Here is a 15,071-nt window from a genome sequence, read left to right as displayed (position 1 = left end):
AATAAGCTTTTTGACGGTATTTTTGGACATCCCCAACTGTCTTGAAATAGCCTTGATTTTCATGCCGCTCCGATATAGTCGTTTTACTGCGATCCAGTCTTGCACATCTTTCATTCTCCCCCTAGATATCCTTTCTCTATGTAATTCCTGCTGACCGAGAAAGGATATCTTTTTATTGCGAGGGGGTCAATATTGAATGAAAGAGTGGGGTCAGGTTTCAGTATAAATCAATACCTTAGTCGCTTTTATGTTAACTCTTAAAGCTATGCCGTTCCGTGGACCAAATCTTTTACATAATAAATAACACATTCAGAGATAATATGTCGAAAGCGAGTGACTAAAAGTGACGTGGTACTAGGTTCTGTATGAAATTTGAGTTATGGGCTAAGGCATCTCCACCTCAAAAGGAGGGTATTGGATATTGTTCAAAGGACGAAGAATAATTGCGGGGCTTATATTCGCTGTTGCTTTACTGAGCATTCCTCTCTTTTATAATTTAGGGAAATCTAACAAGGGGCCTGTCATAGATTTGGATACTCCAGCTATCCGGCAACTAGAGGTTAAGGAGTGTATCGAGTCAACGGATTATATGAAGGCTAATCATATGAAACTTCTGTACCAATGGAGAGAAGAAGGCGTGCGTGAGGGCAAAACGGAGTATATTAATAGTAAAGGGAAAGAATACAGACTTAGCTTTCAAACGTGCTTGAACTGTCATTATAAACCAGGAGTAAAAAAGTCGGAGCAATTTTGTGTTTCATGTCATAATTACGCTGCTGTAAAACCGAATTGCTGGGAGTGTCATTTGCTCCCCGACCCTCATATTGAATAAGCTCCTCATTTACTAATGTTTTTTAATTTTAAAATAGGAGATGCTTTAATGAAGAAAATTCTTTTATCATTTACTTTACTTGCCTTAACTATGTTTTCGACAACGGCATGCAGTGGGCAACAGAGTGATACACCTGAGTCCAAGGAACCTGCGAAAGTTCAGAGTACAAAAGCCTACGTATATACAGCAGATGAAGGCGGAAGTATTTCGAAGGTTGATGTTAATACAAACAAAGTAGTAGAAACTATTAAGCAAGAAGGTTCAGTTCATAATGTTCAAGTATCGCCTAATGGTAAGATTTTAGGGGCGACCCTAGTCCCTGAGGGCCGTATGAGCAGTATGCAAGGTGATGCTCACATGGAAATGAATGGGATTGCCTTGTTTTTAGATACTTCTAACGATCAATTAATAAAAAAAGTAGAAGTAGGGAAACACCCTGCACATATAGATTTTACGAACGATGGAAAATATGCACTGGTTACTAACAATGAAAGTAACAACGTCTCCGTAATAGAACTGAGTAGCTATCAAGTGATAAAGACCATAGGAACTGGAAATGGCCCTCATGGTTTTAGAATTTCTAAGGATAGTAAATTTGCTTATGTGGCAAATTTGGGTTCGGATACAATAAGTATTCTGGATCTGATCGAATTTAAGGAAGTTACTAAAATCAAAGTAGGGAAAACCCCGGTTACCACAGCAGTAACAAGCGATGGAAAGACTATGTTTGCATCAGTAAATGCTGAAAACTCTTTAGCAATGGTCGATTTGGCGACTAAGAAAATTGATAAGATAGCTGTAGGTACAGGACCAGCTCAGATTTATTTGCAATCAGACGATAAATACATATTTGTTGCTAACCAGGGTACTGAACAAAAACCCTCAAATTCTGTTAGCAAAATTGATTTAGCAACTCGCCAAGTTGTTGCTACCATAGAGACTGGCAAAGGTGCACATGGGCTTGTGGTGAGTACGGACAACAAGTACATTTTTGTAACTAATATGTATGACGACACCATTAGTGTGATTGACAATAGCAATAACAAGGTAATCGCAACGATAAATGTTGGCAAAACACCCAACGGTATAAGCTTTTTACAATCACAATAACAATTTTGATAAAACGTACGAACAGTAATGGTCACGTCGGCATTTTATAGGCATCTAGCATGTGGCAATTAGAAAAGGGCACTAGCCTTTGGGCGAACTGCCCTTTTAATAGTAGATAACAATTCCTCGACAGAAGCATGTTGTTGTTCTGCAGTAGCAATGGTTCGTGTATCGGTTGAGGTTGACTAAGCTTGATGCACGATCCTTGATAAGAGTTTTACAAGATACATAGTAATAAAAAATTGGAATTCATGAAATCATTTATGTTAGATCATAATACTATAGAACTTGAGGAATGTTTACATGACTGGACGGGCTAAAAAAATGTCTCAACCTAACAGTGGGATCAAATGTGTTGTAAACACATGCCATTATTATGGTTCAGGGGATCATTGCCATGCAGATAAAATTGAAGTTCAATCCCCAAATGCAAAGAGCACTGAAATGACTGACTGCGCAACGTTTCTCCCCGAGTAACTAATGAAGTAAAACAGCACTATCATGCTGCATAAGTTCAAAATATCATATAACAAGAGAAGAATGGTTTTCTTTTATTGCAAGAGAAAGCCATTCTTCTCTTTGTTGGTCTTTGTTGGAATTCATAACGATTTGTATTTTAAGCGATAATCTAAGAAAGATGGGATGTGGCGAAACTTTAAGTTTCGTTACATCCTATCTTCATGAGAAATTCATAACTTTTTCATGGGAAAATCGTTTCCCAAAGTTACACTTAGGACATGGAAGATCAGCAAAGCACTAAACAAAGATTAAATATTAGGGGGAATATATAATGAGGAAATTCAGCAAAAAAATCACCGCAGTCGTAGGAACCGCTGCATTGGCAGTTGGGCTTGTAGCTTTGCCAGCTTTAGCTGGAACGACCCAGCAACAAGGGAACGGGTGGGTCACTCAAATGCAAGGATTTATGCAACAAACGTTTTCACCGGAGCAACACCAAGAGTTAATGAATTCGAAAGAAATGCAAAACCTTCATAACTCGCAGGAGATGCAAAATGCAATGCAATCGGGAGATGTTAAGGCAATGCAATATCTCATGAATTCAGACCCAAATGTTAAGGCCCAAATGAGTCAAGATAACCTTGATAAAATGAACCAATTCATGAGTAGTTCAGGTGTAAACATGATGACCAACGGAGACGGGACTGCCACTTCAGAAAGCAAGATGATGAATGGTAGTGGAAGGACTATGATGAACTTCTAGACAATAATTACTGGATACATCGATGGATATACGTTTCCTTAATGGAGCAACGACTCTATAGGATAGTTAAGTTAAAAAAGGAGCGATACAAAATGGGTTGCTGTGGACATTCTAATAAAGACCATTCTTGTAAATACTTTGAATCCCAAGATGGGATTGTCTTGAAAATTGAAGGGATGACTTGTGGGCACTGCAAGAGTTCCGTTGAGAAAGCGTTGTTAAAAGTTCCTGGTGTTACGCATGCAGAAGTCGATTTAGCCCAAAAACAGGCAGTGGTGATCGGAGCCGTTGATCGTTCGATACTTGTCAAGGCTGTCGATGAGGCTGGTTACAGAACTATCGACCATCTATAATAAGATGCTGATGGATTCACACAACATAGTGAATTTTAGTATACAGAGATGTGAAACAGGAGATTATTGCCGAATTACCAGATAAGTCCATTAGTGAAACCCTAAGTGTTACTGTTGCAGCTACGCTAGTCGAGATAATAGAACCGACAGAAACCGAGGTGATAGCCGAAGCTACAGACGCTGAAGTAACAACTGAAGTTGAACAAGCTGAGGTAACTACTGATGAAGAAGCTCGGTAGAGTTAATAGCGGAAATTATAAATTAAATAAAAAGGGTCAGCCTTCAAATTTCGCTGACCCTTTTTTATCGCTCGCCCAGTGTCTTAACATTGAGCTAGATATTTTTACTGAATCTGAGTTTGAACACTCAGAACGGGGGATTTTATTTCGGGGTGAATCACGTTAGCTTTTTCGTTTAGGGCTTACACCCTTTAGTCCGAACCCGTCAACTGAGAATATATATCGGAGGCGGACGAACAATCGGTTCTGGCCGCGAAGGGGTGGGCATCCATAGTCTTTCTGATAACTATTGGTCCAAGCGTTATATTGGAGCACGCAGGGTTTTATGATCTTAGTCGTTGCTTACCTTGAGAGCCATCAGTGTTATACCCACTAAGATGTCCGAAAAAGTATAAGTAAAGGAGAGTCACAAAATGAAGAATAAGGGAAACCATAAATCACATGGTTTATTAATGTTACTATGCTGTTTAGTTCCGATTATACTTCTAGGAGTACTATCATCGTTAAATTTGCCAAGTTCAGGTATAAAAAATGTATTATCGGTTCTATTAGTTTTGGCTTGTCCAATAGGGCATTTATTAATGATGAAATTAATGGTTAATAATCATAAACATCAAAAGAAGGAGATGGGAGAAAAACGAAAAGAAATTTTGAATTACTAGCACTCAATAAATTAGACGTGGAATTAAATTGAATGTATAAATCAGATACTGGGCATGATATATCTCATCCAGTTCGTTTGCTCTCATCATCTTGATGGGGGCCTTTTGTTTGATAAATCTGTATATTGATGTCAGTATCTGCTTAGTTTCTATTATTCCCAGAGCTCTCATTGTTTAAGATTCATTTGTTTCACTTGACGACAGTTTAATGGAGTGCAATTCAGCGGATGAATGATGACCAGAGCATTCTTCTCCAAAACTTGAACTTTACAGGAATTTCTTTGTTTATCTAACTGAATTCTAACATTTAGTACAAAATAAAATTATCGACATCTACGGCGTTATTATTAATACCAATTAAAAACCGCTTGAGAAAGAGATTTCATCTTGCTTTTCCACTGTAAGTTGACCTGTAGTCCTTCCCAAACGAAATCATGATACGACTCTCGAAAATGTCTTTTAGAAAAGTTGATAGAGTCCTCATGCAGCGGCCCAGGTTTGCGAACCTGGGCTTGCATTATCTTTCCCCCTTCTCATGAGTCCGGGATTTATCCGCACAAAAATCATTCGAGTATTCAAAGGGAGTTTGAAACCATCAGCTTCTCGACTACATTTCTGCTAAACAATGTGAACTCTAATCTAATAATCGTTTCCCTCTTTGTCTAGTAGTAAAGTTTGCTGAATCGTTTTGTTTTGAAACACTTAAACCTCTCCATTTAATGGTTTTCGTATAAGTATGGGAAATTTCAGGGGGTACCCACTGAAAAAAGTTTATCATAAAATTTCTTAACCTACCCCTCAATAATTAAACAGGTGCACGAATACATTGGTGATCCAGGTGGTGATCGCTAGATTGAAAAATCTCAAATTGGTTCCGTATTAGATCTATCAAGCTAACACCAATAGATGTATTTTGAAAGGATTTGAATGAATTATGATGAAGAACAAAGCTTTAATGGTTACACTATCAATGGCTATGGTAATGGGATTAGCGGGGGTAGTAAACGCTACTACAATTGGCAGCAATACAACGAATATGCGGGTAAAGACTACGTACGCGCAGGTCTATATGGATAACAATGATGTAACAAGTAATCCAAACAATTCTAATGCTTCTCAACAGCCTGCCCAAAAATCAAGCGGCCAGAATAGGATGGAGTCCATGGGAGGAATGGGAATGGGAATGTAAATCTTCATGAAGCTGAATAATCTTAGCTTAGGCTAATACAAGGCTTCAGACCATATAAAAGGTCTGGGCATTGTAGTACTATCAGAAAGTATAAACTTACGTTTTATACTTTCTAAGCATAAGGGCAACTAAGACTGCCGCCGCGCCTGCGGCTTTTACGATAAGCTATCCCGTGCGAAGACAGTGTCTTCGGGCGCCAGCCAAGTTTTCTTTAACATTAGGGATATCCCCCTATAGCAATTTCATTGGTCTTTTCGACTTATCCGGACGATGGGCGATATATTCATGAGAAATTCACAACTTTTTCATGGGATCCTCGAATCAGAGAGTTACACTGAGGATGCAGAAGTTGCTAAGGAGGGTCACATATGAGTAAAAGTGAAGTAGTTCAGGACGTAAAAAAGAATAGAGGCATAATCAAAGCAGTTGGTTCAGTTCTGTTTGCAATTATAGCGTCTTCGCACCACTGGGTTCATACTCTTTTGATCGCATTAGGTCTAACCACCCTAAGCTCGGGTCTATTATCTCTATCTCCGTTAACCAAGATTATCTTTTTACTGGTTTCCCTTGTTATTTCAGCGTGGTTTATACGCTTTGCTAAACGTAAGTGGAGTTATGACCGTCCTGCTGCGTGGGTGTATATTATATCTTCGATTATCTCGATTATTTTAGTTATTACATCCTTGCCGCAAGCGATATCAGATGCCATACCACCATCTCAGCAACAGACTCAACAACAGAAAGATATCCACGGACATTAATGTGCTTTAGGTTTAAACGTCCGATCATAGGATCATCTGTCAAATATGGGCTCTTCACAACTAATTCATGAGTTTATCGTATTTAGGGATTATTGTAAGACATAAGATTTATCCAAGAGTGAGTTTGCGTATTTTTTTTGTTAAAGTAAATAGGGTAGCCCCCTATACTATATTTAAATTGGTGGTGAGTGAATGAACAATCCGGTAAAAGATATTCCTACTGATTGCCAGGATCTGAACCAAGAGGGAGGCAAACCTAGGAGTCATCATGACGAAAAGACAATCCAACAGCTTATAGCCCGGATGAACCGAATCGAGGGTCAAATACGAGGCATTAAAGGGATGATAGAGCGTCAAACTTATTGTGATGACGTTCTGAATCAGATATCCTCTGCCCAATCTGCCCTGGACGGGGTCTCGAAGTTGCTTTTGGAAAAGCACATGAAATCATGCGTGAGGGAACAGTTGGAAAGTGGTGACACTGAGGTAGTGGATGAAGTCTTAAAAACGGTGTTTCGGATGTTGAGATAATCTTTGGTAGATAATATACAGCGAAAAGAAATCTGAGATCAGATGTTGATTGGAGGTACAAGTCTGAAATAATTGGTTGAGGTAACAGCACAATAACGTGGGCACAGCAAAGCAAGCCATCGGTTGATGACTAAAAGAGATCCGGACTTGCAAGAAATTAAGACGCTGCGCGAATATGGTAACCTTGGGTTCGGACCAGGATAATTGCTTGTTCTACCGTGATTTCACGGTTTACTGGAAGAACATCTGACTTTCTATATAGCTCAGCATTATACGATTCTTTCTTTTTCAGGATGTTGTAGATAGCAGTAAGAAGCATTCTTGCAATAGCAATAATCGCTTTTTTATGACCACGACGTTGCTTAAGTCTCAAATAGCGGTTGCGGATTTCAGGATGCTTCTCGCTTTTAACTACAGCGGTTGCACACTGTACCAGAAGCGGCTTAATATAGCAGCCAGCTCTTGAAATCCTTACTGACTTTTTCTTTCCAGCACTTTCGTTATTTGTAGGTGTGAGCCCTGCCCAGGAACAAAGATGCTTAGCTGTCGGGAACACGTCCAAATTAACACCTATTTCGGAGATTACTGCGATGGCTGAAAAGATGTTCTTAAAGGACGGAACAGTTAAGATCAGATTAATTTCTTCTGCGTAGGGCTCGGAAAGAGAAAGGATAATTCTTTCTAGATCAGCCTTTCGTGACTCAAGATCTTTGTAGTGCTGCTTGATTACCTTAAGTTTTTCGGCTTGTTCAGGCGTGATAAAACCGTCAATGGCGAGTTTTAATTCCGGAAGTTTGTCCTTCATAGAGCCGTGAACGAGTGGTTCTATGTCGAAATTATTGTCTAAAGGATTCTCCAAAAGCTTGTTAATGATGTTCATAGAACTTTTGCCAAAGGTATCTGAAACAACATTTCCAAGCTGAATATTGGATACGGTTAAACAATTTTGCAGACGGTTTTTCTCGCTTGACATAAAGTTAGTCAGTTTAAAGCGGTAACGCATAAGGTCACGAAGCTGCCTGATTGCAAGAGGGGGCATAAAGCTTCCGGCTATAAGGTCATGCTTGAATAGGTCAGCAATCCATTTAGCGTCTTTTTTGTCAGTCTTCTTACCACGTATAGCTTTGACGTATTTAGGATGTGCTAGAACGATGTTACAGGAATCTTCAAGTACATTAAACACGGGAATCCAGTACTTCCCGGTAGATTCCATACAAACATCTTTACAGTTGTTTTCACAAAGCCACTGTGACAGCTCTTTAAGCCCTTTGGTAAAGGTAGAAAAGCGATGGCTTTTGTAAGTAGTAACCCCTTTGTTGGTAGTAGCAATACAAGCGACTACGAAGGTTTTGTGGACATCAATACCACAACAGACTTGGTAAACGATCTTTAAAGCCATAAGGAAACTCCTTTCAAAAGGATTGCAGGGATAACGCATTGACTGATTGCCTGGCAATAAACGAGTAATGTTTAAACAAAGATAAGTCTGCGTGCTCGAAGACACACTTATTTGTGCTTGGAAAGGCAATCTACACATATAGTTATGCGGTCACTCCAGGTTGGAGCAGCCCACTCACCTCCCCGTGATTTGTAGTTAACTGTTATCCCTAGGAGTTTAGAGTAATAAAAAATTCGCTCAAAGCCAACGTATTTCATTACGTTTTGTGCCTTGAGCGAAGCGAAAGGAATGAATTATAGTTATGAGTGAAACGACAAGAAACGAACATCTTGCACAGGTGAGTTTACCGGTACAGGGTATGAGTTGTGCAGCTTGTGTGGCAAAAGTTGAAAAGACCTTAAAAACCATGACCGGTGTGCAAGAAGTTCATGTTAATTTGCTATCAGGCAAAGCTGCTGTGACTTATGAGAGTAATCAGGCAGGTGTACCCCAGATGGTGAAAATGATTCAAGACATCGGTTACGAAGTGCCGGAGGAAGAAGTTTTGCTCAATGTGCGGGGTATGAGTTGTGCAGCTTGTGTTGCTAAAGTCGAGAAGGCTGTCAAGGGAATGCCAGGAGTAACCTCTGTTGTCGTTAACTTACCGGCCGAGTCAGCTAAGGTGAAATTTTATCCTGGTGCCGTGGATAAAGCCCGGATCAAAAAAGAAATTCAAGCTTTAGGTTATGAGGCTAGCGAAAAGATGATCGGTCAGGAAGCTTTGGACCGAGAGAAAGAGGCGCGGCAAAAAGAATTACTGTTTCAAACACGCAATATGTGGATCGCCTGGCCCTTATCCATTTTGGTGATGATTGGCATGTTCCGAGATATGTGGATCTTTCCTTATTTTGTCCCGGAGTTTTTGGGTAACGTTTATGTCCTTTGGGCTTTGACCACGCCCATTGCCTTTATTCCCGGTTGGCAGTTTTTTAAACAGAGTTGGAATGGACTAAAACGTGGCGCAACGGATATGAACTTACTCTATGCCACTGGGATTGGTGCTGCCTATATTATTGCGACAATCAATACCTTCTGGCCCGATGCCGGCTTCGGCGGACGGGGAGCTGCCTTTTTCGAGTCAGCTGCATTGCTTACAGCATTCATCGTTTTAGGTCGCTATTTGGAAGCTCTTACCCGGGGCCGAACTTCGGAGGCCATCCGAAATCTAATGAGTTTGCAAGCTAAAACGGCACGGGTGATTCGTAATGGTGAAGAAGTCGAGATTGCTGCCGATGAGGTGGAGATCGGTGATATCGTGGTTGTGCGGCCAGGGGAAAGTATACCTGTTGACGGGGAAGTTACGGAGGGTTATTCGGCAGTCGACGAAGCAATGATTACCGGAGAAAGTATGCCGGTAGAAAAACGAGCAGGTTCTCAGGTCACGGGCGCCACTATCAATAAGACGGGTTCTTTCAAATTTAGGGCAACGAGAGTTGGTAGCGAAACTGCCCTAGCCCAAATTATTAAAATGGTTGAAGACGCTCAGGCTTCCAAGGCGCCCATCCAAAAATTAGCCGATTTTGTGGCAGGCCATTTCATCGCGGGGGTCCATGTCTTGGCTTTAATTGTCTTCTTCTTCTGGTTCTTTATCGGGTACGCCTCTTTCTTCTCACCGGCAAGCACGTTTATTCTCTCGCCCTATAATCTGGCCGAAGTTGGTGTCTTTGGCTTTGCCTTGCTCTTGTCTGTGACGACCTTAATCATTTCTTGCCCGTGCGCTCTCGGCTTGGCTACACCCAGTGCTATTATGGCTGGTACGGGTAAGGGTGCGGAAAACGGTATTCTGTTCAAAGGGGCGGATGCCGTGGAAGCGAGCAGCAAACTTAATGCCGTTGTTTTCGATAAGACCGGTACCTTAACCAAAGGTGAACCCTCTGTAACTGACGTCTATGCGACGGAAGGCTTTATTCGAGAGGATGTTCTTAGGCTTGCAGCGATCACTGAAAAACCCTCTGAGCACCCCCTAGGTGAAGCTATCGTACGAGGGGCCAAGGAGGAAGGATTGTCAGTTGGAGATACCGATGATTTTGAGGCTATACCCGGTCACGGTGTTCGGGCGATCTATCAAGGGCAGACAATTTTGTTAGGAAACCGTCGTTTGATGCAGCAACAAACTATTGATATCGGAAACCTAAGTAAGAAGATGGAGCAGCTTGAGGAAGAAGGAAAGACAGCCATGTTGATGGCTATTGATAATAAGGCTGCGGGGATCATTGCAGTGGCTGATATCCTAAAGGAAAATGCGAAAGTGGCCGTGGAGCGCTTGCAACAGATGGGTGTACAAGTAGCCATGATTACCGGGGACAACCGTCGGACGGCTGAAGCCATAGCTCGACAGGTGGGGATTAAAACAGTACTGGCAGAAGTGCTGCCCCAAGATAAGGCGGCCGAAGTGATCAAGCTTCAGGAGAAGGGTCTAAACGTAGCCATGGTTGGGGATGGGATCAACGATGCTCCCGCCTTAGCTCAGGCCAACGTGGGGATTGCCATTGGTTCAGGTACAGACGTTGCCAAAGAAACAGGCGACATTATCCTGATTAAGGACGATATCCGCGATGTGGTAGGAGCCATCGAAATTGGGCGGGCTACTATGCGCAAGATTAAGCAGAATTTGGTATGGGCTTTCGTTTACAACATCACAGGAATTCCCTTAGCAGCCGGTATCCTATATCCTTTCACTGGACTTCTGGTCAGCCCCGAACTTGCTTCCTTCTTTATGGCTATGAGTTCGGTATCTGTAACGATGAACACGCTTCTCTTAAAACGTTACCAACCCTCATTCCGGAGGGACCAAATGAAAACTAGTATGCATCCAACACCTCAACCACAAACAGCACGCTAGGAGGAGGTCTTACTATGAACGATTTAGAAGCAAAAGCCGCTAGGCAGGCTTCCGTGGTTTACACGGTACTTTCGCTAGCAATAACCTTTATTTTTCTCGTCATCACATGGGTGGACGGAAATACCTATACTGCTGTTGCCCGGGTCGGCGGTATGGTTTGGGTTTTCATCCTAAGTATGATTGTCTTCATGCCGATCGTCATTCCTGTGGTGAAGAAGAGGATCATGGGATAAGAACGAGGCTAATTGAGTTACAGTTATTCATGAGCGCGTCTGGATTTTTAGTAAAGAAATGAGTCGTATAATAATCCAATTGATATTTAGTAAGCTACTTTATTGTTAGAAAACTGTTCTAAAGGAGGAACACAAATTTGCTACAAACCTTATTCAGCATTGGGGGATTTTCTCTAGGGTCTTACGGTGTAGTCGTTGCCATCTCACTATTAATTGGTTTAGGGGTAGCTTATCATTTAGCACCTTCTGAAAAGGAATACCGCCAGCATCTTATAGACTTGTTAATCTATGCAGTGATAGGGGCCATTATTGGAGCACGTCTTTGGCAAGTCTTCTTCTACGAATGGGATTATTACTCCCTGCATCTCTCCGAAATCTTTATGATATGGCACGGTGGGATGGCAATTCAAGGAGCTTTGGTTGGGGCTTTTATTGTGGGATGGATCTATACTCGTAAACACCAACTTGATTTTTGGAAAATGGCTGATATTGCTGCCCCAGGAATTATCTTAGGGCAGGGACTGGGGAGAATTGCTTGCTTTCTCAATGGTGACGCCTATGGTAGCCCAACCAACCAGGGTTTTGGCTTGGTTTATCCTTCGGGAACTCCAGCTTATGAAGCTTATGGCAGTCAACCCCTATGGCCTGCAGAAGTATGGGAAGGGCAATGGGACATGGTTGTCTTTGCTCTGATCATAATCCTTTCGCGTTGGCGCAAATGGCCGAGGGGTATCATCTTTTTAACCTATATTGTGCTCTATTCACTAGGACGGTTTGCGTTAGAATTTTTACGAGGGGATGGCGCCCGCTATCTGTTTAATTTGACGTCAGCACAGTGGAGTAGTGTGGGAATGATTCTTATAGCTCTTGTTTCTGCTGCTGTGCTAATTATACCAAGGAATGGGACGAGAAATTAATTACTAGATTTAAAGGAGGTCTCTGATTATGTGGGAATTCTTAAATCAATATGGGTGGTATTTCTTTATATTTGGGATGATGTTCTTTATGCATAGGCGGGGTATGGGCTGCTGTGGAGGGCATCAGCATGACCAAAAGAATTGTCAGGATCAACATGAAACTAAAAATTTAATACCCATTGAAGAAAAGAAGTAATTCTAAAGATGGCTTCACGAAAGGACGAATATTTATGCTTATCTTGAAGGGAAAGAAAACAAATGGCATTGTAGGAAAATACAAAAGTATTATTGATGCTCGAAAGATCTTTTCCGATGCTCAAAGGTATCTTACGCAGAATCAAGTAGATCATGAGCTTGTCTTGGTGGAGGGTAATCATGTTGTAATGACTTGTATGCTGAGGATGTTTAATAACCATACTACGCTTTCTCTAATTTGACTGCTCACCCGGTGCAATGTAAAAGGAATTAGCCTTAAAAGCAACAAAAAAGGGTAGTGGCTCCTCGTGGGAGAAACTACCTTTTTTGCGTTCGCAGGAAATTCATATTTAAGGAGTATAATTTGAGGTGTTAACTAGGAGATTTGAGATTGTTCCTGCAAGTGATAGAAAGGAGGGATTTTCTAGGTGCCGATTGCAGGGCTTTTATTCTTAAATTACCTCTGTACGAAATAAAGAACATAATAATCAAAGTGCTTAATCTGATCTCCAGGAGACTCAGAACGGGGGATTTCATGTGGGGTGAATCATGGTTAGACCATGTAGGGCTTACACCTTCTGCCCGAATCCGTCAACTAACCTCGTAAGCTATGAAAGGTGGACCAATTTAGTGTTAATTCTCAATAAAACGTGGGTTAGTGGGGTAGCCCTTGCCGGTATTCTTTTGACAAGTAGTTTACCGGGGGCTCAGGCTGCTATTCTAGATTCTCAAGCTACTCCAAAGTCTCCTACTGTGCAGAGTACTGTACTCAAGGCTTCTCCTTTAGCTGTCTCTAAATCAGACGTATATTCTCAAAAAATGCGTGAAGCATTTAATTGGACCTCCGCAATTGAGGTCAAAACCAACGTGGCACAAATACCTGAAAGTAATAATGTTCCTAAGGAAAAGAAAACATCAACTCCTGTTGAAAAGAAAACTCCAGCTTCAGAAGGTAAGACGTCTCAATCGCCTCAGATCTCTAAAAAACCCAGCACTCCTTCACAGAAAGTTGTAAATTCGAAGCCTAAACAGGTTTCGGTATCCCAAGTGTCAAGGGGTAGTTCAGATATGGACAAGCTTATTAGCAATGCCCTAAGTTTACAAGGTATCCCTTACGTTTGGGGTGGAACGAGTCGGAAAGGGTTCGATTGCTCAGGGTTTGTGCAGTATGTATTTAAGGCCTCTGGTATTTCATTACCGAGAACTGCAGCTGAACAGTATAAACTTGGCGTACCTGTCAGTCGTGATGAGTTGAGACCAGGAGATCTCGTGTTCTTTCAAACCTATGCCCCAGGAGCTACCGATGTGCGTATTTATATTGGTGGAGGACGTACGCTTGGAGCAGCTAGTGAAGGAGTAGGTATTCATAGTTTGACAGAAAGTTATTGGTCAAAACGTTACCTCGGCGCGCGACGAATTTAATATGCATATAGCAACCAATCAAAGAACTGAATGGACTGAGGTAAAACTTCAGTTCATTCAGTTCTTTGATAATTACTTCACCTTACTGTAGCGGATTTTTGTGAATTTAGCGAGAAATAGTTATGTATTCTTGGCTGTCTCATATTAGATCAAATCTACGCCAATTCTCAACTTTTTATGACAAATTCATAGGTTATTCACAATTTAGGATGGATTAACTGCTATACTAAAGTTATCCACTATGAATGAATTACTTCGTTGAAAACGAGGATAAACAATTAATTTTCTCAATCCCAGGCGCGACTTAGATGTAAATAGAAGAAGATTTTTGAGGCAGAAGACATACGAGTCTAAACTTGCACCAAATTTAGGTAAGTTAGAGGTAGAAGCCATTTTCTTAAGGGATACTTTGGTTACATATAAATCCCTAGCATAGGAGGTGTCTGCTTATCGGAAATTTTAAAATAATTGGGCTAATTTCCTAGCGTTAGGATTAAGAGAAATTTCTTTAAGTTTAGGTCCTTGGTTTTATCTTGTTATCTGGCTTTACCTAATTCAATGCCCTTTGCCTATGGTTTAAGTATTTTTATTAGTAACGGACTTATTAAAAAGTGATTTAAGAGTTGGAGATGATAGTTGTGAATAAGAAAATAAAATCAATAGTGTTTATAGGCCTGACTTCTATTGCCATATTAAGTCTAACCGGATGTGGCAGTCAAACAAAAGATATGATGAATTCTAGCAACATGACCCAGTATATGACCAGCAATCCCACGGCTATGATGGATATTTTAAGTTCACCTGATGCACGCCAGTCCATGGTTAAAGTAATGGGGTCTCCAAAAATGATGCCTGTAATGGTGGATATGATGAAAAATAGCGATGTTCAAAAGAATATGATTAGTATAATGGGGAGTAGTGAAAATAAAGATAGCATGGTCGGTATTATGGCTAATCCGTCAATGTTTAAGCCTATGGTAGAGATCATGGCCGATCCAAAAATGAAAGCTACGTTCGAAGCAATGCTAAAAGATCCAGCCCTGCAGCCCTTGGTTAAGGAAGCCCTAGGTGTGAAATAAACTTTATATGATGAAGAAAGGACTCTGATTCTCAATCAGGGTCCTT

The 15,071-nt window shown here is 41.1% G+C and carries 20 protein-coding genes and 1 riboswitch; of the genes, 17 read left to right on the top strand and 3 right to left on the bottom strand.

Translation table 11 applies throughout. From position 1 onward, the window contains the following. Positions 1-114 (bottom strand): helix-turn-helix domain-containing protein (locus DP73_RS24270; protein WP_034601406.1); only part of this gene is annotated, 114 nt, incomplete at its 3' end. A 307-nt stretch (positions 115-421) separates the two neighbouring features. Here DP73_RS24270 and dsrJ point away from each other — a divergent pair. From dsrJ to DP73_RS17965, 7 genes are all read left to right on the top strand, one after another. After that, entirely contained in the window at positions 422-832 is a 411-nt protein-coding gene (gene dsrJ / locus DP73_RS17990; RefSeq protein WP_034601405.1) for a sulfate reduction electron transfer complex DsrMKJOP subunit DsrJ, read from the top strand. 48 nt (positions 833-880) lie between these two features. Next, positions 881-1,942 (top strand): YncE family protein, encoded by a 1,062-nt coding sequence (locus DP73_RS17985; RefSeq protein WP_081963087.1) that lies wholly within the window; start codon positions 881-883, stop codon positions 1,940-1,942. 303 nt (positions 1,943-2,245) lie between these two features. Then, on the top strand, positions 2,246-2,419 hold the full coding sequence (locus DP73_RS22810; RefSeq protein ID WP_081963086.1) for a DUF1540 domain-containing protein: 174 nt from the start codon (positions 2,246-2,248) through the stop codon (positions 2,417-2,419). 313 nt (positions 2,420-2,732) lie between these two features. Next, positions 2,733-3,164, top strand: coding sequence for a hypothetical protein (locus DP73_RS17980; protein ID WP_034601400.1), 432 nt, complete (start codon positions 2,733-2,735; stop codon positions 3,162-3,164). Positions 3,165-3,256: 92 nt separating this feature from the next. Then, a complete protein-coding gene (locus DP73_RS17975) occupies positions 3,257-3,517 on the top strand; it encodes a heavy metal-associated domain-containing protein (protein ID WP_034601398.1) in 261 nt (86 codons plus the stop codon). 50 nt (positions 3,518-3,567) lie between these two features. Continuing rightward, positions 3,568-3,756, top strand: coding sequence for a hypothetical protein (locus DP73_RS17970; protein WP_034601397.1), 189 nt, complete (start codon positions 3,568-3,570; stop codon positions 3,754-3,756). A gap of 413 nt (positions 3,757-4,169) precedes the next feature. Beyond that, positions 4,170-4,418 carry a DUF2933 domain-containing protein gene (locus DP73_RS17965; protein WP_034601395.1) on the top strand — a complete coding sequence of 83 codons (249 nt, stop codon included), beginning with the start codon at positions 4,170-4,172 and terminating at the stop codon, positions 4,416-4,418. Between the two features lie 347 nt (positions 4,419-4,765). Here the strand turns inward: DP73_RS17965 and DP73_RS23600 are convergent, their stop codons facing one another. Beyond that, positions 4,766-4,936, bottom strand: coding sequence for a hypothetical protein (locus DP73_RS23600; protein ID WP_165574433.1), 171 nt, complete (start codon positions 4,934-4,936; stop codon positions 4,766-4,768). Positions 4,937-5,352: 416 nt separating this feature from the next. Between DP73_RS23600 and DP73_RS17960 the strand changes: the two genes are divergently transcribed. The 3 genes from DP73_RS17960 to DP73_RS17950 all read left to right on the top strand — a co-directional run bounded on the left by DP73_RS17960 (position 5,353) and on the right by DP73_RS17950 (position 6,899). Then, entirely contained in the window at positions 5,353-5,607 is a 255-nt protein-coding gene (locus tag DP73_RS17960) for a hypothetical protein (protein WP_034601394.1), read from the top strand. A gap of 368 nt (positions 5,608-5,975) precedes the next feature. Continuing rightward, a complete protein-coding gene (locus DP73_RS17955) occupies positions 5,976-6,368 on the top strand; it encodes a hypothetical protein (protein WP_034601392.1) in 393 nt (130 codons plus the stop codon). A gap of 192 nt (positions 6,369-6,560) precedes the next feature. Further along, entirely contained in the window at positions 6,561-6,899 is a 339-nt protein-coding gene (locus DP73_RS17950; protein WP_034601390.1) for a metal-sensitive transcriptional regulator, read from the top strand. Between the two features lie 157 nt (positions 6,900-7,056). On the opposite strand, the gene DP73_RS17945 is transcribed toward DP73_RS17950, so the two are convergent. After that, the gene (locus tag DP73_RS17945; RefSeq protein ID WP_034601387.1) at positions 7,057-8,298 is read right to left on the bottom strand and encodes an IS110 family transposase; all 1,242 of its coding nucleotides are present in this window, start codon (positions 8,296-8,298) and stop codon (positions 7,057-7,059) included. Positions 8,299-8,599: 301 nt separating this feature from the next. Here DP73_RS17945 and DP73_RS17940 point away from each other — a divergent pair, with 301 nt between their 5' ends. The 7 genes from DP73_RS17940 (at position 8,600) to DP73_RS17910 (ending at position 15,025) form a co-directional block, all read left to right on the top strand. Then, positions 8,600-11,179 (top strand): heavy metal translocating P-type ATPase, encoded by a 2,580-nt coding sequence (locus DP73_RS17940; protein WP_052090822.1) that lies wholly within the window; start codon positions 8,600-8,602, stop codon positions 11,177-11,179. Positions 11,180-11,193: 14 nt separating this feature from the next. After that, entirely contained in the window at positions 11,194-11,412 is a 219-nt protein-coding gene (locus tag DP73_RS17935; RefSeq protein WP_034601385.1) for a hypothetical protein, read from the top strand. A 137-nt stretch (positions 11,413-11,549) separates the two neighbouring features. Next, complete coding sequence (lgt, locus tag DP73_RS17930; protein WP_034601383.1) at positions 11,550-12,329, top strand: prolipoprotein diacylglyceryl transferase; 780 nt, start codon at positions 11,550-11,552, stop codon at positions 12,327-12,329. 28 nt (positions 12,330-12,357) lie between these two features. Continuing rightward, positions 12,358-12,525: a hypothetical protein gene (locus DP73_RS23595; protein WP_165574432.1), complete on the top strand. Its 168-nt coding sequence runs from the start codon at positions 12,358-12,360 to the stop codon at positions 12,523-12,525. Positions 12,526-12,559: 34 nt separating this feature from the next. Continuing rightward, positions 12,560-12,766 carry a hypothetical protein gene (locus DP73_RS17925; protein WP_034601381.1) on the top strand — a complete coding sequence of 69 codons (207 nt, stop codon included), beginning with the start codon at positions 12,560-12,562 and terminating at the stop codon, positions 12,764-12,766. A 242-nt stretch (positions 12,767-13,008) separates the two neighbouring features. Next, a riboswitch (cyclic di-AMP (ydaO/yuaA leader) is annotated at positions 13,009-13,149 on the top strand. 5 nt (positions 13,150-13,154) lie between these two features. Further along, positions 13,155-13,946 (top strand): C40 family peptidase, encoded by a 792-nt coding sequence (locus tag DP73_RS17915; protein WP_052090820.1) that lies wholly within the window; start codon positions 13,155-13,157, stop codon positions 13,944-13,946. 638 nt (positions 13,947-14,584) lie between these two features. After that, positions 14,585-15,025, top strand: a complete 441-nt coding sequence (locus DP73_RS17910) for a hypothetical protein (RefSeq protein ID WP_034601377.1) — start codon at positions 14,585-14,587, stop codon at positions 15,023-15,025. Positions 15,026-15,071 lie beyond the last annotated feature (46 nt).

Origin of the sequence: Desulfosporosinus sp. HMP52 (genome assembly GCF_000765145.1) — a bacterium.
Lineage (GTDB): Bacteria > Bacillota > Desulfitobacteriia > Desulfitobacteriales > Desulfitobacteriaceae > Desulfosporosinus.
The sequence above is the reverse complement of the archived record's forward strand: the minus strand, read 5'-3'. Positions and strand labels throughout refer to the sequence as shown.

What these genes read in the sequence shown, in the direction of transcription:
- DP73_RS22810 (WP_081963086.1), top strand. Translation starts at nt 2,246, where the DNA reads ATGACTGGACGGGCTAAAAAAATGTCTCAACCTAACAGTGGGATCAAA.
- DP73_RS17960 (WP_034601394.1), top strand. Translation starts at nt 5,353, where the DNA reads ATGATGAAGAACAAAGCTTTAATGGTTACACTATCAATGGCTATGGTA.
- DP73_RS17935 (WP_034601385.1), top strand. Translation starts at nt 11,194, where the DNA reads ATGAACGATTTAGAAGCAAAAGCCGCTAGGCAGGCTTCCGTGGTTTAC.
- DP73_RS17975 (WP_034601398.1), top strand. Translation starts at nt 3,257, where the DNA reads ATGGGTTGCTGTGGACATTCTAATAAAGACCATTCTTGTAAATACTTT.
- DP73_RS17925 (WP_034601381.1), top strand. Translation starts at nt 12,560, where the DNA reads ATGCTTATCTTGAAGGGAAAGAAAACAAATGGCATTGTAGGAAAATAC.
- DP73_RS23600 (WP_165574433.1), bottom strand. Translation starts at nt 4,936, where the DNA reads ATGCAAGCCCAGGTTCGCAAACCTGGGCCGCTGCATGAGGACTCTATC.
- DP73_RS17980 (WP_034601400.1), top strand. Translation starts at nt 2,733, where the DNA reads ATGAGGAAATTCAGCAAAAAAATCACCGCAGTCGTAGGAACCGCTGCA.
- DP73_RS17985 (WP_081963087.1), top strand. Translation starts at nt 881, where the DNA reads ATGAAGAAAATTCTTTTATCATTTACTTTACTTGCCTTAACTATGTTT.
- DP73_RS17950 (WP_034601390.1), top strand. Translation starts at nt 6,561, where the DNA reads ATGAACAATCCGGTAAAAGATATTCCTACTGATTGCCAGGATCTGAAC.
- DP73_RS23595 (WP_165574432.1), top strand. Translation starts at nt 12,358, where the DNA reads ATGTGGGAATTCTTAAATCAATATGGGTGGTATTTCTTTATATTTGGG.
- DP73_RS17940 (WP_052090822.1), top strand. Translation starts at nt 8,600, where the DNA reads ATGAGTGAAACGACAAGAAACGAACATCTTGCACAGGTGAGTTTACCG.
- DP73_RS17955 (WP_034601392.1), top strand. Translation starts at nt 5,976, where the DNA reads ATGAGTAAAAGTGAAGTAGTTCAGGACGTAAAAAAGAATAGAGGCATA.
- DP73_RS17945 (WP_034601387.1), bottom strand. Translation starts at nt 8,298, where the DNA reads ATGGCTTTAAAGATCGTTTACCAAGTCTGTTGTGGTATTGATGTCCAC.
- DP73_RS17965 (WP_034601395.1), top strand. Translation starts at nt 4,170, where the DNA reads ATGAAGAATAAGGGAAACCATAAATCACATGGTTTATTAATGTTACTA.